Origin of the sequence: Streptomyces sp. Edi2, assembly GCF_040253635.1 — a bacterium.
Classification (GTDB): Bacteria; Actinomycetota; Actinomycetes; order Streptomycetales; family Streptomycetaceae; genus Streptomyces.
Genome location: NZ_JBEJGX010000003.1, coordinates 3202703 through 3228269 on the forward strand (window position 1 = coordinate 3202703; position 25567 = coordinate 3228269).

General features: G+C 74.4%; 22 protein-coding genes and 1 tRNA gene. 13 read left to right on the plus strand and 10 right to left on the minus strand.

The features are described from left to right. Window positions 1-71: 71 nt before the first annotated feature. Complete coding sequence (locus tag ABR737_RS17405) at window positions 72-764, minus strand: response regulator transcription factor (RefSeq protein WP_350251081.1); 693 nt, start codon at window positions 762-764, stop codon at window positions 72-74. Window positions 765-881: 117 nt separating this feature from the next. Here ABR737_RS17405 and ABR737_RS17410 point away from each other — a divergent pair, with 117 nt between their 5' ends. Then, window positions 882-1445 carry a hypothetical protein gene (locus tag ABR737_RS17410; RefSeq protein ID WP_350251082.1) on the plus strand — a complete coding sequence of 188 codons (564 nt, stop codon included), beginning with the start codon at window positions 882-884 and terminating at the stop codon, window positions 1443-1445. A 137-nt stretch (window positions 1446-1582) separates the two neighbouring features. Here ABR737_RS17410 and ABR737_RS17415 read toward each other — a convergent pair whose 3' ends face one another. From ABR737_RS17415 to ABR737_RS17425, 3 genes are all read right to left on the minus strand, one after another. After that, the gene (locus tag ABR737_RS17415) at window positions 1583-2443 is read right to left on the minus strand and encodes a spermidine synthase (protein ID WP_350251083.1); all 861 of its coding nucleotides are present in this window, start codon (window positions 2441-2443) and stop codon (window positions 1583-1585) included. 187 nt (window positions 2444-2630) lie between these two features. Continuing rightward, the gene (locus ABR737_RS17420) at window positions 2631-2948 is read right to left on the minus strand and encodes a chaplin (protein WP_350251084.1); all 318 of its coding nucleotides are present in this window, start codon (window positions 2946-2948) and stop codon (window positions 2631-2633) included. Window positions 2949-3168: 220 nt separating this feature from the next. Further along, entirely contained in the window at window positions 3169-3558 is a 390-nt protein-coding gene (locus tag ABR737_RS17425; protein WP_350251085.1) for a hypothetical protein, read from the minus strand. 14 nt (window positions 3559-3572) lie between these two features. Between ABR737_RS17425 and ABR737_RS17430 the strand changes: the two genes are divergently transcribed. From ABR737_RS17430 to ABR737_RS17445, 4 genes are all read left to right on the plus strand, one after another. Continuing rightward, complete coding sequence (locus tag ABR737_RS17430) at window positions 3573-4760, plus strand: glycosyltransferase family 4 protein (protein WP_350251086.1); 1188 nt, start codon at window positions 3573-3575, stop codon at window positions 4758-4760. Next, window positions 4757-6295 carry a sugar transferase gene (locus tag ABR737_RS17435; protein ID WP_350251087.1) on the plus strand — a complete coding sequence of 513 codons (1539 nt, stop codon included), beginning with the start codon at window positions 4757-4759 and terminating at the stop codon, window positions 6293-6295. The genes ABR737_RS17430 and ABR737_RS17435 overlap by 4 nt, the downstream gene beginning before the upstream one ends. 130 nt (window positions 6296-6425) lie before the next feature. Then, a complete protein-coding gene (locus tag ABR737_RS17440) occupies window positions 6426-7775 on the plus strand; it encodes a glycosyltransferase (protein ID WP_350251088.1) in 1350 nt (449 codons plus the stop codon). Window positions 7776-7877: 102 nt separating this feature from the next. After that, window positions 7878-9137 carry an NAD(P)-binding domain-containing protein gene (locus ABR737_RS17445; RefSeq protein WP_350251089.1) on the plus strand — a complete coding sequence of 420 codons (1260 nt, stop codon included), beginning with the start codon at window positions 7878-7880 and terminating at the stop codon, window positions 9135-9137. Window positions 9138-9161: 24 nt separating this feature from the next. Here the strand turns inward: ABR737_RS17445 and ABR737_RS17450 are convergent, their stop codons facing one another. After that, the gene (locus tag ABR737_RS17450; protein WP_350251090.1) at window positions 9162-9629 is read right to left on the minus strand and encodes a hypothetical protein; all 468 of its coding nucleotides are present in this window, start codon (window positions 9627-9629) and stop codon (window positions 9162-9164) included. A gap of 224 nt (window positions 9630-9853) precedes the next feature. On the opposite strand from ABR737_RS17450, the gene ABR737_RS17455 reads away from it, so the two are divergent. Further along, window positions 9854-11320: an NsdA family TPR-like regulatory protein gene (locus ABR737_RS17455; RefSeq protein ID WP_350251091.1), complete on the plus strand. Its 1467-nt coding sequence runs from the start codon at window positions 9854-9856 to the stop codon at window positions 11318-11320. 356 nt (window positions 11321-11676) lie between these two features. Here ABR737_RS17455 and ABR737_RS17460 read toward each other — a convergent pair whose 3' ends face one another. Then, a complete protein-coding gene (locus ABR737_RS17460; RefSeq protein WP_350251092.1) occupies window positions 11677-12270 on the minus strand; it encodes a histidine phosphatase family protein in 594 nt (197 codons plus the stop codon). Window positions 12271-12703: 433 nt separating this feature from the next. On the opposite strand from ABR737_RS17460, the gene ABR737_RS17465 reads away from it, so the two are divergent. From ABR737_RS17465 to ABR737_RS17490, 6 genes are all read left to right on the plus strand, one after another. Then, window positions 12704-14053, plus strand: a complete 1350-nt coding sequence (locus ABR737_RS17465) for a hypothetical protein (protein WP_502964333.1) — start codon at window positions 12704-12706, stop codon at window positions 14051-14053. Next, window positions 14044-15612 (plus strand): hypothetical protein, encoded by a 1569-nt coding sequence (locus ABR737_RS17470; protein ID WP_350251093.1) that lies wholly within the window; start codon window positions 14044-14046, stop codon window positions 15610-15612. Before ABR737_RS17465 ends, ABR737_RS17470 begins: the two co-directional genes overlap by 10 nt. Before the next feature lie 40 nt (window positions 15613-15652). Next, window positions 15653-17056: an AAA domain-containing protein gene (locus ABR737_RS17475; RefSeq protein ID WP_350251094.1), complete on the plus strand. Its 1404-nt coding sequence runs from the start codon at window positions 15653-15655 to the stop codon at window positions 17054-17056. A 165-nt stretch (window positions 17057-17221) separates the two neighbouring features. Then, window positions 17222-17605, plus strand: coding sequence for a DUF8844 domain-containing protein (locus ABR737_RS17480; protein ID WP_350251095.1), 384 nt, complete (start codon window positions 17222-17224; stop codon window positions 17603-17605). A gap of 184 nt (window positions 17606-17789) precedes the next feature. After that, entirely contained in the window at window positions 17790-18437 is a 648-nt protein-coding gene (locus tag ABR737_RS17485) for a bifunctional DNA primase/polymerase (protein WP_350251096.1), read from the plus strand. 56 nt (window positions 18438-18493) lie between these two features. Further along, window positions 18494-18567: transfer RNA gene (locus tag ABR737_RS17490), tRNA-Lys, on the plus strand. A gap of 100 nt (window positions 18568-18667) precedes the next feature. On the opposite strand, the gene ABR737_RS17495 is transcribed toward ABR737_RS17490, so the two are convergent. Next, window positions 18668-19909, minus strand: a complete 1242-nt coding sequence (locus ABR737_RS17495; protein WP_350256817.1) for a M6 family metalloprotease domain-containing protein — start codon at window positions 19907-19909, stop codon at window positions 18668-18670. A gap of 360 nt (window positions 19910-20269) precedes the next feature. Here ABR737_RS17495 and ABR737_RS17500 point away from each other — a divergent pair, with 360 nt between their 5' ends. Next, window positions 20270-22084, plus strand: coding sequence for a putative bifunctional diguanylate cyclase/phosphodiesterase (locus tag ABR737_RS17500; protein WP_350251097.1), 1815 nt, complete (start codon window positions 20270-20272; stop codon window positions 22082-22084). A gap of 195 nt (window positions 22085-22279) precedes the next feature. Here the strand turns inward: ABR737_RS17500 and ABR737_RS17505 are convergent, their stop codons facing one another. From ABR737_RS17505 to ABR737_RS17515, 3 genes are all read right to left on the minus strand, one after another. Then, window positions 22280-23413 (minus strand): LLM class flavin-dependent oxidoreductase, encoded by a 1134-nt coding sequence (locus ABR737_RS17505; RefSeq protein ID WP_350251098.1) that lies wholly within the window; start codon window positions 23411-23413, stop codon window positions 22280-22282. Window positions 23414-23583: 170 nt separating this feature from the next. Continuing rightward, window positions 23584-24309 carry a maleate cis-trans isomerase family protein gene (locus tag ABR737_RS17510; protein WP_350251099.1) on the minus strand — a complete coding sequence of 242 codons (726 nt, stop codon included), beginning with the start codon at window positions 24307-24309 and terminating at the stop codon, window positions 23584-23586. A gap of 156 nt (window positions 24310-24465) precedes the next feature. After that, window positions 24466-25380, minus strand: a complete 915-nt coding sequence (locus ABR737_RS17515) for a maleate cis-trans isomerase family protein (RefSeq protein WP_350251100.1) — start codon at window positions 25378-25380, stop codon at window positions 24466-24468. Between the last annotated feature and the right edge of the window lie 187 nt (window positions 25381-25567).

Sequence of the window (25567 nt, forward strand, 5' to 3'; positions counted from 1 at the left end):
GGCTTTCGCGGTTGTCTGCGGTCCGGCTGCCTCGCGCGCTCCCCCAGCTACCGCTGGGAGGTACCCCCAGCTCACCGCGGTGGCTCCAGCTTCACGCCCACGCCCCGCAGCGTGTGCAGGTACCGGGGCCGCGCCGCGGTTTCGCCCAGCTTGCGGCGCAGCCAGGACAGATGGACGTCGATGGTCTGGTCGTCGCCGTAGGACTGCTGCCAGACCTCGGCGAGGAGTTCCTTGCGGGGGACGACGACGCCGGGGCGCCCGGCGAGGAAGGCCAGCAGGTCGAACTCCCTGCGGGTCAGATCGAGGGAGGCGCCGTCGAGTTCGGCCTGCCGGCGCAGCGGGTCGATGGACAGGCCGCCGACCCGGATCACCCGGGAGGGCGCATCCGCGCCGGCCGCGGCGGCCCGCGAGCGGCGCAGTACGGCCGTCATCCGGGCCGACAGGTGCTCGACGGAGAACGGCTTGGTGAGGTAGTCGTCGGCACCGTCGTTCAGCAGCCGGACGATCTCGGCCTCGTCGTCGCGGGCGGTGGCGATGATCACAGGGACATCGGTGATGCCGCGGAGCATCTTCAGCGCCTCGCCACCGTCGAGATCGGGCAGGCCGAGGTCGAGGATGACGACGTCGAAGCCGACGTGCGCCACCTCGCGAAGCGCCTCCAGAGCGGTACCGACGCTGCGTACCGAGTGGGCGGCCTCGGTCAGATGCCGGATCAGGGCCGAGCGTACGAACTGGTCGTCCTCGACGACGAGCACACGTGCCATGGGCGGCACCGTACGCCATTCGGGCGGTGTCCCCTGCCCGAGGTTGACAGCGGGCAGCGCACTGGGACGTGCGGGACGGGCTGCAACAGGGCGGTCGGGTGGGGCAGTATGAGCCGGATGCAACGAGGACTGGTTCATGCGGCGGCCTGGACGCTGGCGACCGGTGCCGCGGTCACCCTGTCATGGTTCGGCGTGCACACCGTGCTGTCCGCCACCGCGTACGACGCACCGCGCGCGCTGCCGATCTCCGACCAGGTGGCCTCGCAGGCGGGGAAGGACGCCGCCGCACCGCGCGTCTCCTCCACCCACCGCCCCAGGCCGTCCCGTTCACCCGACCGCGCCCCGGCGCCCGACGACGGCACACCGTCCCGCCCGTCCGCCCCGTCCCCCAGCGCCACCCCCCGGCCGGGGTACCCGGACGCCACCTCGGGCAGCTCCGTACCGGCCACCGACGGCCGGGTCAGGAGTTACTCCACGGCGGGCGGGCGGGTGGTCTTCGACATGGGCGGCCGGGCGGCCGAGCTGGTGTCGGCGACGCCGAACTCGGGCTGGGAGATGCAGGTGTGGAAGCAGGACGGATGGATCCGGGTCGACTTCTCCGGCGGCACCACCCATACGTCCGTGTTCTGCACCTGGAACGGCCATCCGCCGACGGTGCAGACCACCGGGCCGACGGCGTAGCGCCCCACGGCCGGCCCGCCACGGCCGACTTGGCGCCCCCATGGCCGACTTGGCGCCGCACGGCCCGGCACCGCCGCACGGCGCGGCCAGGGGCGGGCGGCGAGCGCCCGGGGCCGTGCGGCGAGCCGCGCCCTGCCTCAGTCGAAGGTTGCGGCCGGCGGGGCGGGTGAGGCGAGAGCCGTGGCGTCGGTGACCGGTGCCGCGCCGCCGGTGAAGTCCAGCAGCGCCCGGCCGTGTTCGACCCGGCCGGCCTGCGGATCGGTGGCCGCCCGCCGGGTCAGTTCGGCGACCGGCAGCGGCCCGTCCGCGGCCAGCAGGACCGCGTTGCCGAAGCGTTTGCCGCGCAGTACGGCCGGGTCGGCGGTCAGGCACAGCTCGGGGAAGACCGTATGGGCCGTGGCGATCTGGCCGCGCAGGAACCGCAACGGCGGCCCGTCCGCGAGGTTCGCCGCGTAGAACCCGCCGGGCCGCAGCGCCCGGTGGATCTCCGTCAGGAATTCGGTGCTGGTCAGGTGCGCGGGCGTGCGCGCACCGCCGAAGACATCGGCGATGATCAGGTCCGCCCAGCCGTCCGGGATCTTCGCCAGACCGGCCCGGGCGTCACCGCCGCGCACCCGTATCCGCCAGCCGCTGTCCCACGGCAGCTGCCGGCGCACGAGGCCGACGAGCGGCGCGTCGATCTCCACCACCTGCTGGGTGGACCGCGGGCGGGTGGCCGCGACATAGCGGGCCAGGGTCAGGGCGCCGCCGCCGAGATGGACGGCGCGCAGCGGTTTGCCCGCGGGTCCGGCCAGGTCGGCGACGTGCCCGAGCCGCCGCTGATAGGAGAAGTCCAGATATGCCGGGTCGTCGAGGTCCACATGCGACTGCGGGGCACCGTCGATCAGCAGCGTCCAGCCGCGCGTCCGGTCCCGGTCGGGCCGTAGCTCGGCAAGCCCGCCGTCCACCGATTCGGTGACGGGCTCCGGCCCGCCGCGCCCGCGTCTGCTCTTCGCCATGCCCTCCAGTATGGCCCCTGCCCCACAGGCCGTATCCGCTGGTCAGCGAGGTGATGTCGACCGGTACGGCGGGGCGCCCGGCCGCATCGGGCAGAGTGGCGGACCACCCGCGACCGAGGCCGGGGTGATCCGCCAACTGCACATCACGACCCGTGCCGGCCCGATATCCCTCCGGACCGGCGCCGGGTCACCGGTTCAGGCAGACGTTCCCGAAGGCCGGGTTCAGCAACGCGGCAACGCTGAGGCTGTTGCCGCAGATGTTGATCGGAATGTTGATCGGAACCTGGACATTGTTGCCACTGAGGATGCCCGGGGAGCCTGCGGCAAAGCCCGCCGCGTTGGCGCCGGAGCGGTGGTTGTAGAGGGCACGGTGGTCACTGCGGAAGTGGTTGTGACCACGACCGCCGTGGTGACCGTCTCCGCTGGCTGAGGCAATGCCTGCGCCACTCAGCACTACGGCGCAGCTGGCCGCACTCACCGCGGCGGCCTTGACAAAGCGCTTCATCCCATTCTCCTTTCAGTTCGTGAATGGGGCAACCGGTCACAACGAACGAAAAGAGTCAGGGGTACGGGCGTTCCCCCGTCCGGGACGATATTAGCTCTTATGGCAGTAACTATTAGCCCGTCCGGTGGTAAGGCGCCCCTCGGCGAAGTCCGGTATTCCGTTCATCGGAATCGCCGAGGGGGGTCCGGCGTGCCTGCCACGGATTCCAGCATGATTTCTGTCAGAGTGCTCTCCAGTTTGACTGATTGAAGTCGGAGAGGAAGACATGCGGAAATCGATGGACCGCACCATGCGCGACGTCGTATGCGCACCGGTCTCCGACGCGAGGAACCCGGCGGTCGCCGTGAAACCGGCGGTCATCATGAATCCGGCGGTCACCGAATTCGGCCGGCAGCCGCGGCGGCTGCCCGCCGGCCGCAGCACTCCCGGATGTCATTCCGGAGAATTCGGCGGCAGGCCGGCACCGCGGTCCGGCGGCGATCGGCTCGCTTTCCGCTTCACCACCCGCAATCGGGGATATCTGCTCGGCGCGCTCTTCCTCCGGACCGGTTCCAGGCGCTGAGCGGCGCGCCCCGGCAATTCCCGCAGAGAGTTCTGTCAGCTCGGTCATCAGGGGAGCAGTGCGTGCTGCCGCAAGACCTGCAGTGCCCAGAGCGGCCAACGGTTCTCCATGTCTCCCGCCCCGTCGACGGCGGGGTCGCCCGGGTCGTCACCGACCTGGTGCGGTCCCAGGTGGCGGCGGGGCTGCGGGCCGTGGTCGCCGCGCCGCCCGGTGGGGTGCTCCACCGGGACGCCGCCGCGGCGGGCGCCGAGGTGGTGCCGTGGCCGGCCCGCCGCGCCCCGGGCCCGGCACTCGCCGGGGAGAGGGGACGGCTGGCCCGGCTGATCCGGCGGCTCGGCCCGCACCTCGTCCATACGCACGGCGCCAAGGCCGGGCTCGCGGCCCGTCTGGCCGTCCGGGGCCGGATCCCGACGGTCCATCAGCCGTACACCTGGTCCTTCGAGTCGGCCGACGGGACGGCGTCGCGGCCGGCGCTCGGCTGTGAGCGGTACGCCGCGCGCTGGGCGGACCGGGTGCTGTGCGTGAGCGAGGCGGAGCGGCTGCGGGGCGCCGAAGCGGGGGTGCCGGCCCGGTGGGCGGTGATCCGCAACGGGGTGGACCTGGACCGTTGCGCGCCCGCCTACCGTGAGGACGCGGTGCGGCGTGCGCTGCGCCGGGACCTGCCCGCACTCGGCGATCTGCCGCCGGACGCGCCCCTGGTGGTGTGCGTGGGGCGGCTGTGTCCGCGAAAGGGCCAGCTGTCGCTGTTGCGGGCCTGGCCCGCGGTCCGCGCGGTCGTCCCGGACGCCCGGCTGGTGCTGGTCGGCGACGGCCCGGACCGGGAGCTGCTGCATGCCGCCGCACCACCCGGTGTGCGGTTCGCGGGCGCGGCGCGGGACGCCGTCCCCTGGTACCGGGCGGCGGATCTGGTCGTCCTCCCGTCCCACCGGGAAAGCATGGCGCTGGCCCCTCTGGAGGCGATGGCCTGCGGCCGCCCCGTGGTGGTCACCGATGTCGGCGGGGCCCGGGAGAGCCTGCCGCCCGGGGCCGCACCGCACTGCCTGGTGCCGCCCGCGGACCCGGCCGCCCTGGCACAGGCCGTATGCGGCCTGCTGACCCGCCCTCAGCTGCGCGGCGCGCTGGGTCAGCGGGCCCTGGAGCACATGCGGGCGGCGTACGACGTGCGGCACACCGCGGCGGCCGTCCTCGGGCTGTACCGCGAACTGCTCGGTGCGGCGTGCCCGGAGAGCAGGGAGCGGATCAGCCGATGACGACGAATCGCGCGGACGCCCCCCGTTCCGCCGGGGTCCTGCCCCCGTCGGCAGTACCCCGGCCGGCGGCCGCCGCGGGCCGTCCGCCCCGCGGGCCGGTCCCCAGGACCCTGCCCCCGCCCCGGCCCGGCCGCTGCCTGCGGCGGCGGACCGCCGCCTTGCTGCCGGCCGCCGACTGCCTGGCCACCGCGGGCGCCGCGCTGCTCGCCCTGGGCACCGCTGCGGCGCCGGCGGCGCTCGCCGCGCTGGTGCCGGCCGTGCTGCTGCTCCACCACCGGGCCGGTCTCTACCGTCCCGGCCCCGCCCCGAACGCGCTGAACGACCTGCCGAACCTGCTGGGCCGGGCCGCCGTTCTGTGGTGCGCGGCGGCCGCGGTGCTCGCCGCCGTAGACCCCGGGCGGGCGCTGCCACCGGTCGTGCTGTCGGGCGCGGTGGCGGCACACACCCTGCTTCTGTGCGGTGGCCGGGCCACGGTCTACCGGGCGCGCCGCAACGCCGCCCGCCGCCGGCCGCGCGCCGCGCTGATCGTGGGCGCCGACCCGGCCGCCCGGCAGCTCGCCGCCGTGCTGCACGCCCGCCCCGAGTACGGCCTGTGCCCGGTGGGACTGGTCCCCCCGGCGCCGCTGCCGCCAGGCGGGCCCGCCGCTGCCCGGGCCCGCGGGGGCCTGCCGCTGCCGTGGCTCACCTCCGCGCCGGACCTCAACCGGGCCGTCATCCGGCACACCGTGCGGGACGTGGTGTTCACGCTGCCGCCGTACGGCGATCCGCACACCGCCGCGCTGCTGCGCCGCTTCGTCGACCAGGGCTCGGCGATCTGGCTGGCCGGCCCGGCGGCCGCCCGCGAGGGCCACCCGCCGCATGCGGGCACCGACCAGCTGTGGGGCTTCGCCTGCCGCCGGCTGGACACCGCCCCGCCGCGGCACGGCGGCCGGCGCAAGCGGGCCCTGGACCTCGCGCTGGCCGGTCCGGCGCTGCTGGTCGCGGCCCCGGTGCTGCTGGGCTGTGCCCTCGCGCTACGGCTCGCCGACGGACCCGGCGTGCTCCGCCGGCAGCAACGGACCGGCCGGGACGGGCGCGGCTTCACCCTGCTGACGTTCCGCACCCTGCGCGGGCCCGCGGCGCACGGGGAGGCGAGCCGACGGAGCGGGCCCGCGGCGCACGAGGAGACGAACCAGCCGGGCGGGGCCGACGACGGCGGGATGAGCCGGGTCGGCCGGCTGCTGCGGCGGACCGCGCTGGAGGGGCTGCCGCAGCTGTGGAACGTGCTGCGCGGCGATATGAGCCTGGTGGGTCCCCGCGCGGAGCACCCCCGCGTCGTCCGGCAGTGCACCCAGGCCTGCCCGGAGTACGACGCCCGGCACCGGATGCGTCCTGGCCTGACGGGACTTGCGCAGGTGCACGGGCTGCGCGGCGGCGCCTCCCCGGAGGACCGGGCCCGCTTCGACAACCTCTACATCGACAGCTGGTCGCCGTGGCAGGACCTCCGGATCCTGCTGCGCACCGTGGCCCCGCCGGTGCGGCGGGAGCGCGGATGAGCGCGGGCGCGCCGGCCGGCGCCGCACCGCACACACCCGCCGCGCCGAAAGCACCTTCCCCACCCGCCGCGCCCCCGTGCGCCGCCCCCTACGAGACCACCACCCCGGCCGCTACCCCAGGAGGCATCCGGTGAAGGTTCTGCACGTCATTACGGGCCTCGACGTGGGCGGCGCCGAGCAGCAGCTGCGGTTGCTGCTGCGCCGGCTGCCCGCGCACTGCGAGGTCGTCACCCTGACCCGTCCGGGCCCGGTCGCCGAGGGCATCGAGGCCGACGGCACGCCCGTCACCCACCTCGGAATGACGGGCAACCGGGACCTGACCGCGCTCCCCCGCCTCACCGGACTGATCCGCGAGGGCGGCTACGACCTGGTGCACACCCACCTCTACCGGGCCTGCGTCTACGGCCGGATCGCCGCCCGGATGGCCGGCGTACGAGCCGTGGTGGCCACCGAGCACTCGCTGGGCGACGCGGTCATCGAGGGCCGCCGGCTGACCCGGGGCGTCCGTACGCTCTACCGGGCCACCGAACGGCTGGGGACGGCGACGGTCGCCGTCTCGGACACCGTCGCCGCCCGGCTGCGCCGCTGGGGCGTACCGGAGCAGCGGATCCATGTGGTGCCGGGCGGCATCGAGGCGCACCGTTTTGCGTTCGATCCGGCTGCCCGGGCCCTGGTCCGCACCCGGCTGGGGCTGCCGCTGGACGCGTTCGTGGTCGGCGGGGCCGGCCGGCTGGTGCCCGGCAAGCGGTTCGACGTGCTGGTCCGGGCGGTGACCCAACTACCGGGCGTCCACCTGCTGTTGGCCGGCGCGGGGCCGGAGCGGGAGATGCTGCGCAAGATGGCGGAGCAGTTCGGCTCGGGCGACCGGATCCATCTGCTGGGCGAGCGCGACGGAGCGGTCGACGCCGCGTTCAGCGGGCGGGAAACCGCCGTCTGGGGAGCCGGCCCGCGGGGAGCCCTCGGACAAGGAACCCACGGACAGGGAACCTGCAGACAGGCACCCCACCCCCAGGGAGCCGACGGCCCCGACATCCCCGGCCTGCTCTCGGCCATCGACGTCTTCGTCTCCCCCTCCCCGGACGAGGCGTTCGGCCTGGCCGTCCTGGAAGCGCTCGGCTCCGGGCTGCATGTGCTCTACGGCAGCTGCCCGGCCGTCGACGAACTGCCCGCCGACCAGGCCCCCGGCGCCCGCCACTTCAGCCTCGGGGTCCATGAACTGGCCACCGCACTGCGCGAGCTGCGACGCCACGGACCGGGCCGGCTGCCCGTCCCGCCGGTGGTGCGGCGCTATGACATCGGCCGCAGCGCCGAGGCCCTGATGTCCGTCTACGAGGAGGCGCTGGCCGCCGCCCCGGCCCGCCGCCGGAGCCCCGCGGCGGTGCCTCCGCCGCAGGGCCGCTCGGCGGCGCGGTCCGCGGCGGCCGTCTCGCTGCCGGATCCTTCCCGGTCACCCGCCCCGACCCCGCTCTCGAACAGGTAGGCAGTCCGGGGCGGGCACCCCCCTCCGCCCGGCGGTGCGCCCGCCCCGCCCCCGCGGTCGCTTCCGTCCGTACCGCACGAAGAGAAAGAGCAGGCAGCTTCCATGTACGACCTCGTGGTGGTGGGCGCCGGCCCCTACGGACTCTCGATCGCCGCGCATGCGGCGGCGGCCGGGCTGCGGCTGCGGGTCCTGGGCCGGCCGATGGCCACTTGGCGCGACCACATGCCCGACGGCATGTTCCTCACCTCCGAGCCCTGGGCCTCCCCGCTCTCCGACCCGGACGGCCGCCACACCCTGGCGGCCTACGGCGCCGCCCACGACCTGACCACCGAGCACGGCGTCCCGCTGCCGCTCGGCACCTTCACCGCGTACGGCAGATGGTTCGGCGAACAGGCGGTACCGCAGACCGAGGAGGTCACCGTCACCTCCGTACGACCGGACGGCGACGGCTTCCACGTCGACACGGACACTGGCGAGCGGATCGCGGCCCGGACCGTTGCGCTCGCCGTCGGTGTGATGCCCTTCGTCAACCGCCCCTGGCCGCTGCTCGAACTCCCCCCGCACCTCGCCTCGCACAGCAGCGACCACGGCGACCTGCGCCGCTTCTCCGGTCAGGACGTCACCGTGATCGGCGCCGGCCAGTCCGCGCTGGAGACCGCGGCCCTGCTCGCCGAACAGGGCGCCCGGCCCCGCCTCGTGGCCCGCGCCGACCGGCTGCGCTGGAGCTCCCCGCCGCAGCCGCTGGAGCGCGGCCGGCTGCGCGCGCTGCGCGACCCGCACTCCGCGCTGGGCACCGGCTGGCCGAACCGGCTGTGGTCACAGGCCCCCTGGGCGGTGCGCCGGCTGCCCGCCGCGACCCGGGTACGGATCGCCGAGACCGCGCCGGGCCCGGCCGGCGCCTGGTGGCTGCGGGAGCGCTTCGAGCAGGCGGTACCCACCTTGCTGGGCCACCGGATCCGGGCGGCGGCCCCTCTCGACGACGGGGTGCGGCTCCACCTCACCCATACGGAGGGCGGCACCGAGACCCTGGACACCCAGCACGTGGTGGCGGCCACCGGATTCCACCCCGACCTCGGGCGGCTGCGGCTGCTCGTCCCCCCGGTGCGCATCACGCTGCGGACGGTGGGCGGCAGCCGAGCACCCGAACTCAGCTCCTGCTTCGAGTCGTCCTGGCCCGGGCTGTTCTTCGCCGGGCTGCTGACCGCCCCGTCGTTCGGCCCGTCGATGCGCTTCGTCCACGGCGCGGGATTCACCGCGACGCGGCTGCTGCGCGGCGTACAGCGCCGGCTCGGCGACCGGCGCGGCGCCACCACCATCCCCCGCCCGGCGAGGGACAGCGCACCGGCCGCGCAGGGGACGTAAGACGCGCCCGCCCTGCGGCCGGCCTCACTGACAGCGGTCGACGGCCTCGATGGTGCGGGCCGCTTCACCGAGTGCCGCACGCAGCACGGCCGGGTCGGTGGCCGCGGTGCCCGCACCCTCCGGGGACACCAGCCACCCGCTGTCGGTCACCGGCGGGTGCGCCGGGACACCTTCCCCGCACAGCGCACCCAGCGCGATACCCCTCCCGGAGGTCTGGGTACACGCGCTGCCCGGCACGTCCCAGCCCGCCGCGGTACCCGCGGGCACCAGGAAGCCGAGGGTGTCGCAGACCCCGTCGTGCAGGACCGGGCCGACACCCTCCCGCAGCCGGAGGATGTCCACGGCCTCCAGCCCCTGCCGGGCGGGCACCGTCACGAGGTCGCACGCCTGCGCCGGTACGGCCGGTGCCCCGTCTGCGACGGCCTGGCCCGCGGACCCGTTGCCGCCCCTGCTCACGCCGGTCTCCCACACGGAGAACCCCTCCTCCTGCACACACCAGACCCTTTACACCGACTTCAACGGTCAGGCGTGTCAACAGCTACGGCGGCGTAACGCTGCAAAGGATGGCAGTTCATGGCAGATCGCGCGCGAGATATCCGATTTGTGGCCAAACTCTGCGTATCGGAGCCATCACAGCCGGTACGGTCAACCCGCCGCACCGCCAGGAGGCGGCATCGTCACCTGATGGCACGGAGAGGGCACGGAGAGGGTCCGCCATGGCGTCGCCACCAGCAAGTTCAGCGTCGTCCCGCACCGTACCCGCCCGTCCGAACCTCGCTTTCCGACAGCTGCGCGGCCGGCTGTCACCAGGCGAGTTCGCGGCGGCGGTCCGACGGTCCGCCCGTGAGATCGGTGAACAGGTCTCGTGCGACGCCCGCTATGTGGGCCGCGTCGAGTCCGGGGAGATCCGGTGTCCGAACTACGCCTACGAGCGGGTGTTCCGGCACATGTTCCCCGGCCTCACGCTGCCCGACATGGGCTTCGCGCCGCGCGAGGCGGTACGCGGACGGGGGGCGCGTACCGCGGCGGCCGACGCCGCGCCCCTGGCAACCGACCCCGACCACCGCGATACCTGTATCCAGATCCACGAGGAGAGCGACGTGCTGCGTCGCGCGTTCATCACCGGCGGCCCGGCGGCAGCCCTGGGCTTTGCCGCACTGCACCCCATCGAGGCCGCTGCCGCCACCGCATCCGCCCATGTGCCGGGCCCGCGTGCCGCGGCCGGCCGCGCCGGTGCCGCCGAGGCCACCGCCGTCGAGGAGGCGGTCCGGCAGATCCGGCTGCTGGACGACCGGCAGGGCGCGGAGGGCATCTACCGCCGCGCCACCCAGCCGCTGCGCGCCGCCTACGAGTTGCTGGACGCGGACGTCCGGCGCAGATCGGTGTCCGACCGGCTGCATGCGGGGGCGGGTGAACTCGCCATCACCGTCGGCTGGTTGGCGCATGACTCGGGCCGCTTCGGCGACGCGAGATCGCACTACGCGGAGGCGCTGGCCACCGCCCGGGTCTGCGGCGATGCGGCCCTGGAGGCCCACGCCTTCTGCAATACGGCCTTTCTGGCCCGCGATGCCGGCCGTCCGCGCGAGGCGGTGCGTGCCGCCCAGGCCGCCCAGCAGGCCGCCCGGCATCTGGCCTCGCCGCGGCTGCTGTCGCTGCTGGCGCTGCGTGAGGCGGGCGGCTGGGCGGTGCTGGCGGACCGATCCGGCTGCGAGCAGGCGCTGGCCCGGGCGGAGCGGCACTTCGCGAGCGGGCCGCGGGACGGCGACCCGGAGTGGATGTCGTTCTACGGCGAGGCCGAACTGGCGGGGCTGGAGGCGCAGTGCTGGTCGGCTTTGGGTGAGGCGGGGCGCGCGGTGGAGCATGCGCGCCGGGCGGTGACCCTGCAGGACCCCCACTTCACCCGCAATATCGCCCTGTTCACCGCGGAGCTCGCGGGTGATCTCGCGGACAGCGGGCAGCCCGAGGAGGCCGCCGCGGCCGGCGTCCGGGTGCTGGCGCTGCTGGAACAGGTCCGCTCGGCCCGTATCCGAGCCATGCTCGACGGCACGGCCCGGACGCTGTGGGCGCACCGCGACTGCGGCGCGGTCGCGAGCTTCCTGGAGCGGCACGCGGCATCGGCCGCATCGGGGGAGGACGCGACGGGGCAGGACGCGACGGGGGGCGTGGGGCCCGCGGGGCACTGACTCCGCTGACCCCGCGGGGCGCGCGGGAGCGCGGGGAGCGCGGGGAGCGCGGGGAGCGCGGGGAGCGCGGGCGCCGGCTGCTGACGGCGGCCGGCGGTGCGGCTCTCCCCCCGCCCCCTCCCCCCTCCCCCCACCCCCGAACCCACCCCCGCCCCCTCCCCCGAAGGGGGAGGGGGCGGGGGAAGCACGCAGGGGTACGGCGGAAGCGCCCAGAGGGACGGCCGCTGCCCACCTCAGCCGAGGTGCCCGGTACCGCCACCCACCTCAACTGAGGTGCCGGTGCCGCCACCCTCCTCGGCCCAGGTGCCCGGTACTGCCGCCTTCCTCAGCCCAGATGCCCGGTGCCGCCGCCCTCTTCAGCCCAGGTGCCCGGTGTCGTTCCAGCGCTCGATCGCCGGTTCGCCGTAGGCCCAGCCGAGTACCGACAGGGAGGTCGGCTCCAGCCGGATCCGGGCGGCGAAGGAGATGTCCAGGCCCAGCCAGCGGGCGCCCAGGGCGCGCAGGATGTGGCCGTGCGCGAAGACCAGCACCTCGCGGTCGGCCGAACGCGCCCAGTCGACGACCTCGTCCGCCCGCGCGGCGACGCCGGCGAGCGTTTCGCCCTCCGGCACACCGTCGCGCCAGATGAGCCAGTCCGGCCGCCCCGACTTGATCTCGGCCGGCGTCAGGCCCTCGTAGGCGCCGTAGTCGAACTCCATCAGCGCGTCCCACGGCTGGGCCCGGTCGCCGAAACCGGCCAGCTCGCAGGTCTCCTTGGCGCGCACCAGGGGGCTGGTGCGGACCTCGACGCCCGGCAGGCCGTCCCAGGGGGTGCGGTGCAGCCGCTCGCCCAGCAGCTTGGCGCCGCGCCGGCCCTCGTCCAGCAGCGGGACGTCCGTACGGCCGGTGTGCCTGCCGGACAGGGACCACTCGGTCTGCCCGTGCCTGGCCAGGAAAATGCGCGGTGCCATGGTCGTACCTCTCGCCGGTTTCCCGGCTGGTCGTTCTCGGTGCGGGCGGCGTTGACCGCGGGCTTTCCATCATCGCGCATCGGGTCGATTTGTCCCCGGCCGGGGCGGCCGCCCTGCCGCTGACCGGCGGCGGGGGGCTGTTCCCGGCGGGGAGTACGGTCCGGGCGGGAGTGCGGGAGTGCCGTCCGGCCCGGGAGTGGCATCCGGTCGGGAGCGCCGTCCAACGGGCGCGGACCGAGACCTCCAGGGCCTGCCGAGGTCTGCCCGGAGCCGTCCGAGGTCCGCCCGAGGTCCGTCCGAGGTCCGCCCCGGACTCCCCGGGAGCACATCGGGAGCCCGCCGGGAACCCGCCGGAACAACCCCGCCGTACAACGTACGGCCGCCGCCGAGAACCAGCCTCCACCGACAACCGGTTCGTAGGCGGTCACCCCGCATGTCAGTGCCGGATGCGAGACTTCCGCGGGTGAACGTTTTCCGCGACAGCCGCCCCGCGCCGGCCGCGCCCTCGGCCGAGCCGCCGACGGCGGCACCGAGCCCGCCGCCGGAGGCAGCTCCCCGCGTGGGCCGGGCCAGGCTCACCGAGCTGCGCGGCCCCGGCGTACACCCCCGCCCCCTCGACGCCCGCGCACTGGCCGCGCTGGCCGCCAACCCCGGCTGCCACCGCCGTGCGCTGCTGGACGGCGCGGGCATCGACAAGGGCGCGCTGGCCCGGGCGCTGGGCTCGCCCGCGGCGTACGGCCAGTCCCAGTTCGCCCTCGTCCGCGGCAATGCCTTCGAGGCCCGGGTGAAGGCCGACGGCGGCACGGAACTGCTGCGGCTGGTCCACGAGCGGCTGGCGCCCGGCACCCCGGCGCCCGTGCCCGAAGAGGTCGCCACCCCGGATCTGTCGGCGGCCGGGCCCGCGGGCCGGGCGGCGCGTACGGCGCTGGCGCTGCGCGACGCGACCGCGGCCGGCGGCTGGGCGCTGCTCGACCACCCGATGCTGGCCGTCGAGGTGGCCGGCTCGCCCGCCTATGTGGAGCCGGACGCGGTGGTGGTGCATCCGGACGGCAGCTGGACAGTCGTGGAGATCAAGTCCTTCCCGATGATCGACGGTTCGGCGGACGCCGCCAAGGTGGGCGCCGCGGCGCGGCAGGCGGCGGTGTACGTCCTGGCCCTGGAACCGGTGGCCCGGCACGCCGGCGCGCGCACCGGCCGCACGGTCCACGTCCGCGACCGGGTGCTGCTGGTGTGCCCGAAGGACTTCTCCAACCTCCCCACGGCCGCCGCCGTCGACGTCCGCAGACAACTGGCCACCACCCGGCGCCAGCTGGCCCGCCTGACCCGGGTCGAGGAGATCGCCGCCGCCCTGCCCGCACGGACCACCTTCGACCTGCGGCTCGCGGACGACGGGAAGACGGCGACCCGCCCGCCCGAGGAGCTGTCCGAGGCCGTCGAGGCGGTCGGCGCGGCCTACGCCCCCGAGTGCCTGGCCGCCTGCGAGCTGGCCTTCCACTGCCGTACGCGCGCCCGCCAGGAGGGCGCGGTGGAGGCCCTGGGGCGTGGCGTACGGGGCGAGTTGGGCGGCCTGCGCACCATCCAGGAGGTGCTGACGGCGGCCCGCCCGGGCGGAGCGGACCCCGCGGACCCGGGCGAGGCGGACCCCGCGGGCGCGGGCGAGGAGGCCCCGGCGGAGGAGGACCCGGCCGTGCTGGCGCTGCGCCGGGCCGCCGCGCTGCGCGCCGAGGCGCTGGCCGGTGCCGCCGTGCCAACGCCGCGGACGGAGGAGCCGGGATGTCACTGATCGAGACGCTGGCCCGGATGGAGGCGGTCGCCGAGGGCCGGGCGCGGCCGCGCTGCACGGCCCTGCACCGCCATCTGTCCGAGCGCCCTTTGGTCTTCGTCCCGTTGACGACCGCGGGCGAGGCCGGCGCCCCGCTGGGCGCGCTGGTCGGCACGGACCGCGAGAAGCCGGTGCTGCTGGCCGTTCCGCAGCCCCGCGACCGCGATCTGCGGTTCGCGTTCCTCGCCGAGCTGGCGGAGACGGTGCTGCCGTATGTGGACGGCTACGCGGACGCCATCGGGTGGGAGGAGCGCAAGGAGACCGACCCGGAGACCGGCAAGAAGGTCCCGGTGCAGGTCGAACTGTGTGCGGACGCACCGCAGTTGATCGTGCCGAGCGCCGCGGGGATCGAGTTCGTCCGGCTGCTCGGGCGCTCGATGCGGTTCCGGCGCACGGCCGAGCAGGAGCCGGAGGCGCCGTACCCCGCGCCGCCGCACGTCCCGCTGCTGGGCCGCTGGCTGACCCACTTCGGCGAGCGGGCGCGGGTCCCGGGCGCGAGCCTGCTGCTGTCCATGACGGGCCTGCTGACCCGCCACTGGGCCACCGGCCAGAGCGTGCTGGAGGACCAGCACCTGGGCGCGCTGCTGTCCTGGATCGACCCGCCGCCGGGGATGTCGGGCCAGGAGGCGGCCGAGCGTGCGGAGTCGGCGCGCGACGCGGCGGGGCAGCTGCTGTGCCCGCCGGCCGGCCCGGCCACCGACCCGGCGTTCGACAACCGGCTGCTGGCCCCCGCGATGGCCCGTTACGACGCCGGGCTGCCGGGCGCGGAGGACGCGCTCCGCGCCCTGGTAGAGGGGCAGTTGCGGCCGGCCTGGGACGCCGTCTGGCACGGTCTCGACCTGCTGCGGGCGCTCCCCGAGGGCGCCCGGGTCGCCGACCGCTGGAAGCGCGACCGCTGGTCGTACACGGCGCACCGCGACCGGGTGCGCGCCGGGGAGCCCCCGCAGCCCCGTCAGGACGACGCGGTCACCGCCGCGCAGAAGCTGTCCGCACGGGAGACGGCCCAGGCCCAGCTGGACGCCCAGGAAGCCCTGGACGATCCGCTGGTGATGGCGGGGCGGCGGCTGGCCGGCGAGGCGTTCCAGGGCACGGTCACCGCCGTCGAGATGGCCTTCTCGGAGGGCAAGCGGCCGATGCCGCGCCCGCTGGTCACGCTGCGGACGGCCGACCGCCCGCAGCTGTCCGGGGGCAGCAAGCTCTACCGCCCCCTGGCGGACGGCAAGACACAGACCGCCGAGTTCGTCGCGCCGGTGCCCGGGGAGCCGGGCGCCCTGGTGGTGCGGCTGACGGGCGGGATGGGGCGCGGGAAGACCCCCGAGCCCGGTTCGGTGCCGGAGCCGGACGCACCGGTGTGCTGGACGCTGTTCGAACACGCCCCGCGCAGCGGCCCGGAGCTCCCGGACCCCGAGGACACCCCGTGGACCCACGGCGGCCCCCCGCCCGGTCTCAACGGCCCCACCGGCCCCGCGCAGGCGCCGTACGCCACCCCCGACCCCGTGACCACGGAGGACTTCCTGTGAACCGCGCCCGGCACCCGGCCGCCCCGGAGAGCATTGCCGTATGACGGCCCCTCAGGACTCCCCGGCATCCGCACCCGCCCCCGTTCCCGCGGCCAAGAGCTTCGATCCGGCCGCCGCGGCCGCCGCGGCGACCGACGCGATCCTGCACGACACGCTGCACGGCTCCCGGCGCGGTGTGGTCGTCGACTCCCCGCCCGGCGCCGGCAAGTCCACCCTCGTGGTGCGGGCGGCCCGCGAACTGGCCGCCGCCGGACGCCCGCTGATGGTGGTCGCGCAGACCAACGCCCAGGTCGACGACCTCGTGCTGCGGCTCGCCGAGAAGGACCCCGAGCTGCCGGTCGGCCGGCTGCACAGCAGCGAGCCCGGCGCGTTCGACCCGGCGCTGGCCGAGTTGCCCGCGGTCCGTACGTCCGCGAAGGCCGCCGATCTGGCCGGGATGGACATCGTCGTGTCCACGGCCGCGAAGTGGGCGTACACCAAGGTCGACGAGCCCTGGCGGCACGCCATCGTGGACGAGGCCTACCAGATGCGTTCCGACGCGCTGCTGAGCGTCGCCGGGCTCTTCGAGCGGGCGCTGTTCGTCGGCGACCCGGGCCAGCTCGACCCGTTCAGCGTGGTGGGCGCGGAGCAGTGGGCGGGGCTGGCGTACGACCCGTCCGCGAGCGCGGTGTCCACCCTCCTGGCCCACAACCCCGATCTGCCGCAGCACCGGCTGCCGGTCTCCTGGCGGCTGCCCGCCTCGGCCGCGCCGCTGGTCTCCGCCGCGTTCTACCCGTACACCCCGTTCCGCAGCGGCACCGGACACGGCGACCGCCGGCTGGCGTTCGGGGTGCCGGGCGACGGCTCGGGGGTGGACCGGGTCCTGGACGAGGCCGCCGAGTCCGGCTGGGGCCTGCTGGAACTCCCCGCCCGCCGTACGCCGCGTACGGACCCGGAGGCGGTCCGCGCGGTGGCGCAGGTCGTGCGCCGGCTCCTGGACCGCGGGGGCGCCGCGACCAGCGAGGCCCGGCGGGATCCGGACGGCGGGGCGGCCGTCCCGGTGCCGCTCACGGCGGACCGTATCGCGGTCGGCACGGCCCATCGCGACCAGGCGGCGGCCGTCCGCGCCGCGCTCGCCGAGCTGGGGGTTTCGGGGGTCGCGGTGGACACCGCCAACCGTCTCCAGGGCCGCGAGTTCGATGTCACGGTCGTCCTGCACCCGCTCTCCGGCCGCCCCGACGCCACCGCGTTCCATCTGGAGACCGGCCGGCTGTGTGTGCTCGCCTCCCGCCACCGCCACGCCTGCATCGTGGTCTGCCGGGCGGGCGTCGCCGACCTGCTGGACGAGCACCCCTCGACGGAGCCGGTCCGCCTCGGCGTCACGGTCAAGTTCCCGGACGGCTGGGAGGCCAACCATGCCGTCCTCGCCCACCTGGCGGAACACCGGGTGGCGTGGCGTCCTTAGGAGGCGTGACGTCTTCGGCGTGACGTCAGGAGGCGTGGGCGGGCCGAGAGGTGTCGAGTCCCCGTCCTCTCACCGGCCCGTGGAACGGAGGCGGCGGACACCCGCGCCTGCCCCCTTGCGCGGGGCGGGACAATGGAATGCGGCACACGATCTGGAGGTAGGTACATGTCCGAGCCGCGACCGGCTCCCGACCCGCGTGGTACGGCGCCGGGACCACGGCGGATGAAGCCCGCGCAGCTGCTCTTCGAGCCGCCCGAGGCCGTCACCGACCCCGAGCACTTCTTCGGCCTGGAGTCGATGGAGGACCCGCGCGAGCTGCTCGGCCGCGCCACGGAGCTGGCTCTCGCCTTCCGCGCCGCGGCCGACCGCGCCACGGAGTTCCAGGCGCTGGCCGCCGCCCAGCTCGCCGACCCCAGCAGGTTCGACCGGATGCCGCTGGCCACCCTCGCCGAGCAGGCGGAGTGGACCGAGGACTACGCGCAGAAAATGATCGAGTTCGGCCGCAGCCTGATGCGCAGCGGCAGCACCCTGCCGGGCGAGACGGACTGAGCGCCCCGGCCCGCCGACCGCTTCAAAAACCGCTTCCGCGCCGCCCGCCCCCACGGCTCATGGTCCATGATCATGAGCCGCTGGCATATGCAAAGGGCGCAAGATACCGGCTCCCGCGGCGTCCCGTCCCGTTTTCCACCAATCAGCTCAGTGCGCGGACGCCGCATCGGTAGACCTGTCCCCCATGACCGACTGGCTGCCTGAGACCCCCCGCACCCTGGCCTTTCCCACCGCGGCGTACGTCACCCTCGCGGGCGCCGACTGGCTCGCCTCCGCCAGCCCCCGCCCGGACGAGATGCACACCCTGTGGGCCACCCGCCCGGCCGCCCCCAGCGCACTGCCGTGCGGCACCGCCTTCGACGTGATCAACGCCCCGGCGCTCTTCGGGCGGCACATGGTCGACCGGTTATGGTCCGACGGCCCCGGATCGGGGCCGGTGGCGGCACACCGCGGCCGCATCCTGCTGTTCGCCGCCCCGGGGACGGCCCAGCGGCTGCCGGCGCTGCTCGTCTGGGAGGAGTGGGCCGCCGCCGTTCCCCCGCTGCTGTGCCACGGCAGCGGCGATGCGGTGACCGTCCCGCCCCTGCACCCCCGCCGGACGGCCGCCGGGGACGTGCCCGCCGACGCCACCGCCTACCCGGTGCTCCCGGCGGCCGAGGACGTGGCCGCCCCGTCCGTCTCCCGCTGGCTGGTGGCGCCGGACGTCCGCAACCCCTGGCTGCCCGGTCCGGACGTACTGCTGTGGGCCTGTGTGCGCGCCGCCCGCTCGCCGGCCGGTCCCGGGCGGGAAACCACAGCTCAGCACCGCGTTTCGGCGCTGACCGCGGGCTGAGACAAACCGATTTTTGTCCTCCCTGGCCATGATGCTAATGTTTTCCCCGTCAGCAGGCGCCGCTAGCTCAGTTGGTTAGAGCAGCTGACTCTTAATCAGCGGGTCCGGGGTTCGAGTCCCTGGCGGCGCACAGACAGTCGAAGGCCTCCACTCCGGTGGGGGCCTTCGTCGTTGCCTGCCCGGATCGCTCCCCGCCGGCCGTACGCCTCGCCCCGGTCCGCCGGCGGGCGTCAGCCGCGCCCGACCTTGACCGCCCAGTCCCCGTCGGTCGTCCGTCCCGCGACCTGGATGCGTACGCCGTCCCGGGCGTCGTCCATGCTCTCCCCCACGCCCAGGGGCGCGTCGGCGAGCGGCGGGTAGACGGAGGTGCCCCCGCAGGCCGAGGTGCCCGGGTGCCCGTCGAGGACCTGCACGGGGCCCGATCCGGAAGGGGTCTCGCTCCGCACGCGGTAGACCAGGACGCCTTCGGTGCACAGGGAGCGGTCGTTGCCCAGGGCACCGCGTGCCTCGATGGCCAGTGCGCTGTCGGGCCCCGTACGGACCACCAGGAGCCGCGGCCGGCGCTGGGACCGGGGCTCCGCGGGGGCGGACAGGGTGCGCAGCGAGTGCGGGGCGGGGCTGGTCAGATCGACGCAGTCGACCTGGCTGTCGGCGATCCAGCCCAGCTTCCACTTGTGCCAGGCGAAGGGGTCGGGCGCCAGACCGAACTGGCTGCCCATGAGGTCCCAGTCACCGACATAGGTGTCCCAGTCACCCTTGCCGCTCTGCGGCCGGTGATAGAGGTCCGGCAGGTCGAAGACGTGTCCGGTTTCGTGCGCGAGGACATTGCGATCGGGCGGGCTCTGTTCGAAGACGGTGACGAACCGGCGCAGATCGCGGTCGTCGGCGCGCATCGGCTGTTGGAGGTTGACGACCTTGGTGGCGTCCGAGTCGACGCCGGGGGCGTCCGGGTCGGCGACGAAATAGACCACGTCATAGCGGCCGAAGTCGATGGACGGGTCGGCGGCGGCGACCGCGTCGCGCAGATAGTCCGAGCGCCGGCCGGCATCCCAGTCGCGCCGTATTCCGTAGGAGACGGAGGGGCGGGGCATCCGGACCCAGTGGCGCTGGATGTGCGGACGCAGCCGGAACTTTCCGTAGGAGGCGCGGTCGAAGAAGCCGGAGGTGGCGGGGAAGTAGGCGCGGGAGAGCTCCTGCGGGGAGGCGGACGGCCGGGCGTCCGGGAAGGACAGGAAGATCATGACGGCGTTGAGCGGACGGTCCGGGCGCGGGTAGGCGCCGTTCCAGGTGTCCAGGCCCTCGGAGTGGTGTGCGTCGGTGCGCCCCAGGGCGCAGGAGAGGGCGGCCTCGGAGGCGGTGGCGGGTCCGGCGACGATGGAGGTCGCGATGAGCGCGCTCAGAGAGGTGGCGACGGCCGCGACGCGCCGCAGACGGCGGCGATCCACCCCGTCGGGTGTCCGGGCGCGCGGCACATCTACCTCCAGGGACGGATTCGGAGACCTCATCTACCCTGTGGCGATTTAATGCTATTCGTCCTGTTTTGCGGACCCGGAAGAGTGACCGGCGCGCCTTCATTGCTTCGTAACGGAAAGTCACAAACAGCCAATGGGGCATTCGGTACGAACAGACCCGGGCAGAAATGGCTGAAGATCCGTCATGCGAGCGGATGATCACGGCTGCGTCGCTGGATCGGCCGTGGCGCCAGCCTCTATGATCGCCACACTTTCCAGCGCGAGATCCCCCCTCCATCACGAGACAGCGCCATGCGGGAGCGAGCAGTGAGCGGACACCCCGACAGTCCGGGCCGCACGCCCGGAGCGACGCTTCCCTCAGTGACGGAGCGTAATGGTACGACCAATGCATCCGCCGAGGCCCGGCGCGCCCCGGCCGGCCGCTGCGACGACGCCGCGGCCTCCCTCGGCGACTACCGCGCCACCTTCCACGCCGCGCGGCTGGCGATGGCCGTCCTCAACCGCGACGGCCTGGTCCTCGCCGCCAACTCCGCCTTCGGGGAACTGGTCGGCGCCGACCCGGCCGAGCTGGTCGCCGCCACCGCGGCGGACCTCACCGACCTCGGCGCCGACCCGCTGGTGTGGACCGCCTACCGCGAGGTGCTGTGCGGCCGCAGCGACCGGCTGCGCTGCACCCGGCGCCTCAAGCACCCCGAGGGGCACTCCGTCTGGGTGGAGGTCACCGTCGAGCCGCTGACGCCGGAACCGCTCAGCGGCGAGGAGCGGATGCTGCTGTCGGCGGCGGACATCAGCGACCGGCACGATCTGCTGGCCCGGCTGCGGCATCTGCAGATGCACGATCCGGTGACCCGGCTGCCCAACCGGGCGCTGTTCTTCGAGCGGCTTTCCGCCGCGCTGGAGACCGCCTCCTTCGCCCCGGCCGGTACCGGCCGGATCGGGCTGTGCTACCTCGACCTGGACGGTTTCAAGGCCGTCAACGACACCCTCGGGCACCGCGTCGGCGACCGGCTGCTGAGTGCGGTGGCCCAGCGGCTGACGCGCTGCGCGGAGAGCGCGGCGGACCGCGGGCCGGGCCGGACGGGGCATCTCGTCGCGCGACTGGGGGGTGACGAGTTCGCTCTTTTGGTGGAGGATTCCACCGGCACCGACCAGCTGGCCGAGCTGGCCCAGTCCGTCCTGGACGCGCTGCAGCGGCCGTTCGACCTGGCCGGGCAGCGGCTGTCGGTGTCGGCGAGCATCGGCGTCGTGGAGCGGACCGCCACCGGTACCACCGCGACCTGCCTGATGCAGGCCGCGGACACCACGCTGTACTGGGCCAAGGAGGACGGCAAGGCCCGCTGGACGCTCTTCGACCCGGAACGCAACGCCCACCGGATGACCCGGCAGGCGCTCTCCAGCACCCTGCGGCCGGCCGTCGACCGCGGCGAATTCACCCTGGAGTACCAGCCACTGGTCGGGCTGGACGACGGCCGGGCGCAGGGGGTGGAGGCGCTGGTGCGCTGGCGGCACCCGCAGTTCGGGACGCTGTCGCCGAATCGGTTCATCGCCCTGGCGGAGGAGAACGGCGCGATCGTCGAGCTGGGCCGCTGGGTCCTGGAGCGGGCCTGCCACCAGGCGCGGGCCTGGCAGCTGGCGCACCCCGGCCAGCCGCTGTTCGTCAGCGTCAATGTGGCCGTACGTCAGGTGTGGGACTCCGACCTGGTCGCCGATGTCGCCGGGATCCTCGCCGAGACCGGGCTGCCGCCGCAGCTGCTGCAGCTGGAGCTGACCGAGTCGGCGGTGATGGGCTCGGCCGGGCGGCCGCTGCAGGCCCTCCAGGCGCTCAGCGACATGGGCGTACGGATCGCCATCGACGACTTCGGCACCGGCTACTCCAACCTCGCCTACCTCAGCCGTCTCCCGGTGTCCGTGCTGAAGCTGGACGGCTCCTTCGTCCGCGGCTTCCGCTCGCAGGAGCACCCGAACCCGGCGGACGAGATGATCGTGGAGGCGCTGGTGGCGCTGGCGCACCGGCTCGGCCTCACGGTCACCGCCGAGTGCGTGGAGAGCACCGAGCAGGCCGAGCGGCTGCGCCGGATCGGCTGCGACACCGGGCAGGGCTGGCTCTACTCCCGCCCCGTGGCCCCCGACCGGGTCGAGGCCCTGCTCGACGCGGGCCGCCACACGGGGGCCTGAGTACCGCGGCACGCGGAACAGCGCGCCGGCGCGGGCAGCGCCCGGACCAGCCGGCGCGGGCGCCCCGGACTCACCGGTGCGGGCGGAACAAAGTTCCGTCCGCACCGGAAAGAGAATCCCGCCGCGACGGCGCGCAGCCCCCGCGGCGCGGGTCCGGCGGAATCACCACCGGCCGCAGCCCCCGCGCACGACGCGCTACGCCGGCAATCCGTACGCGTCCGCAATCAGCTCGTACGAGCGCAGCCGGGCCGGGCCGCCGTGGGCGTTGGCGGTGATCATCAGTTCGTCGGCGCCGGTGCGCTTGGCGAGATCGTCCAGGCCCTGGCGGACGGCGTCCGGGGTGCCGTGGATGACATTGCCGAGCCAGTTGTCGGCGAAGTCCCGCTCCATGTCGCTGAAGCCGTACGCCTCGGCCTCCTCGGGGCTCGGGACCAGGCCGGGGCGGCCGCTGCGCAGCCGGACCATGGACAGCGCGCCGGTCAGCACCTGGCGGCGGGCCTCCCGCTCCTCCTCTGCGGCCAGCGCCGCGACCCCGATCAGGGCATACGGCTCGGACAGCACCTCGGAGGGGCGGAAGGACGCGCGGTAGAGGTCCAGGGCGGGGAGGGTGTTGGCCGCGGAGAAGTGGTGCGCGAAGGCGAACGGCAGTCCGAGGGAGCCGGCGAGCCGCGCGCTGAACCCGGAGGAGCCCAGCAGCCACAGGGGCGGCCGGTGCCGGGACTGCACGCCGCCGGGCGAGGTGGCCTGCACCGGGCCGGGGACCGCGTGAATCCTGGCGTAAGGGTGGCCGTCGGGGAAGGAGTCGTCGAGGAAGCGGGTCAACTCGGCCAGCTGCTGGGGGAAGTCGTCCGCCCCTTCATGCAGCCGGTCCGTCCTGCGCAGCGCCGCGGCAGTGGCTCCGTCGGTGCCCGGGGCACGCCCCAGGCCCAGGTCGACACGGCCGGGGGCCATCGCCTCCAGGGTGCCGAACTGCTCGGCGATCACCAGCGGTGCGTGGTTGGGGAGCATCACACCGCCGGAGCCGAGGCGGATGCGCTCGGTGTGGGCGGCGAGGTGGGCGAGCAGCACCGCGGGCGAGGAGGAGGCTACGCCGGGCATGGAGTGGTGCTCGGCGACCCAGTAGCGGTGAAAGCCGCGGCGTTCGGCCGTCCGGGCGATGCCGACGGCCGTACGGACCGCGTCGGACGCGGTGTGGCCGGCGCCGACCGTCACCAGGTCGAGCACCGACAGGGGAACCGGAGCGGTGCCCTGAGCGGCGCCCCGTATCCCGTCGCCGCTGTCGCGGATCGCCTCGTCGCTGCCCCGGGCCTTGTCCTTCTCGCCGCTCACGGTGCGGGTCCTCCTCGCGTCGGTGGTCTGCGAGGAGGACAACCGGAGACGTTCTCCACTTATTCCCGGGTCAGATCGCCGGGCCGGATTCCCGGTTCGTCGCCGGGCCGGATCACCGGGCCGGATCGCCAGGCCCGGGTCCGACCGGAGTGGCGGACCGGGGGCGTCTCCTAGACGTGTGCCGTCCGCGAGAAGAGGGTGCCCAGCACCGGGCAGGACATCGTGCGGTCGAGCAGCCGCAGCCCTTCCCAGACCGTCACCTGATTGGCGGTGAGCACCGGCTTGCGCAGCTCCGCTTCGAGGGCCGGCAGATGTTCGGCGGTGTGCAGTGCGGTGTCCGGCAGCAGCACCACCTCGGCGTCGGGATGGTCACCCGCCCGGGCGAGCGCCAGCACCTCCTCGCTGCCCCAGGTGCCGACCTCGGCGGCGGTGATGATGCCGCTCCCGCGGGTCGAGACGACCTCCGTACCGGCGGACTTCAAGAACGCGTGGAAGCGCTCGGCCACGTCGTCGGGGTAGGTGGCGGCGATCGCCACCCGCCGGGCCCCGAGCGCCTGGATGGCATGGGCGAAGGCGAAGGAGGTACTGGAGGCGGGCAGGCCGGCGGTGACGGACAGCTCCCGGACCTGTTCATGGGCGCCCTCCCAGCCGAAGACGAAGCTGGCGCTCGTACAGGCCCAGACGACCGCCTCGGCGCCGCGCTCCTTGAGCTCGTCGACACCGGCCGCCAGCCGCCCGGCGGAGCCCATCTCCAGCAGCGCGTCGACCCGGTGGGCGTCCTCGCCGATGTCGGTGTGCACGAGGGGCAGACGGACCACGCCGCCCAAGAGCGATTCGAGCCTGGGGTAGTCATCCTCCGCGGAGTAGCCGGGGTAGAGGAAACCGACCGATGCCATGCAGTTCTCCCTTGCGTGTACGGCTGCGGGTGCAGGGGCGTTCGTGAACGCGGGTGCGTCCGTGAACGCGGGTGGTGCCGGGTGCGGAAGGGGCGCTGCCGGCGGGTGGGACCACACCGGCAGCATCCGTGGTGTGCGGACAGGCACGGACCCGCCTCACACCGGGGGCAGACCTCCCGTGTCCTCGGGCGGATAGGGCGGGGGTTCCAGACCGTCGAGGGCCTCCCCGTCCGGTACCGCGGCGGATCCGGCGAAGGCGGCCTCGGGGGTCGCCCCCGTCAGAGCCTCGCCCGGTCCGGCCGGCTCCGATCCGGTCATCGCGGCCGGGCCTCGGCGCGCCACCGGATCGAGCAGCGCCTGGTACGGGCCGACCGCCTGGACGCCGATGGCACGCAGCGCGGCCCACATCGTGACCTGATTGGCGGACAGCACCGGCATCCGCAGCTCGGCCTCCAGCTGCGGGATGACGTCGTAGGTCGGCAGATTCGTACAGCTGATGAAGAGGGCATCGGCGGAGCCGACGACGGCCGCGCGGGCCATGTCGACGACGTCGCGGTACGGCACCTTCCAGATGTGCCGGGTCAGCCCGAGGTAGGCGCGGCCGGTGACCGTGATGCCTGCTTCGCCGAGGTAGTCCTCCAGGGAGTCGGTGACCGATTTCGTATAGGGCGTGACCACGGCGATGCGCCGTGCGCCGATCTCGCGCAGCGCTTCGATCAGTGCGCCCGATGTCGTGAGGGAGGGAACCTCCCCCGCCTGGGCCATGGCGGCGCACATGGCCCGCTCGCCCGCCACCCCGGCGACAAAGCTGCCGGACGTGCAGGCATAGGAGATGACCTGCGGTGATACCGCGCACAGCGCCTGGACGGCGGCGTGCAGCGTTTCGTGCTCACTGACCAGACGGGCCAGATCGAGGCTGACCTCGACGGGCACAAAAGGGGTGCGGGTGAGGTGGAGGGACACGTCGTCGGGGACCCAGCGCCACAGCTCTCTGTCGAGAGCGAAGTCGAAGGGAGCGACGACGCCCACGCCGAGCTGCGGCTGTGGGCCACCCAGAAAAGAGACGTCCATGAAGGCCCCTAGAACAAAAACGAAGGGCTGGGATGGCCAGGCCAGTGGCCGGGGATGAGGTGCAGCCGGATCAAGCCGGGACGTCGGAACAGAGCCGTTGTTGACACGGTAGATACGACTTCTTAGCGTGGTCAATCCTCGCATCCCAGGCATCTGTCGGCGCCCCTTTCCATGGAAAGAGGCTCAC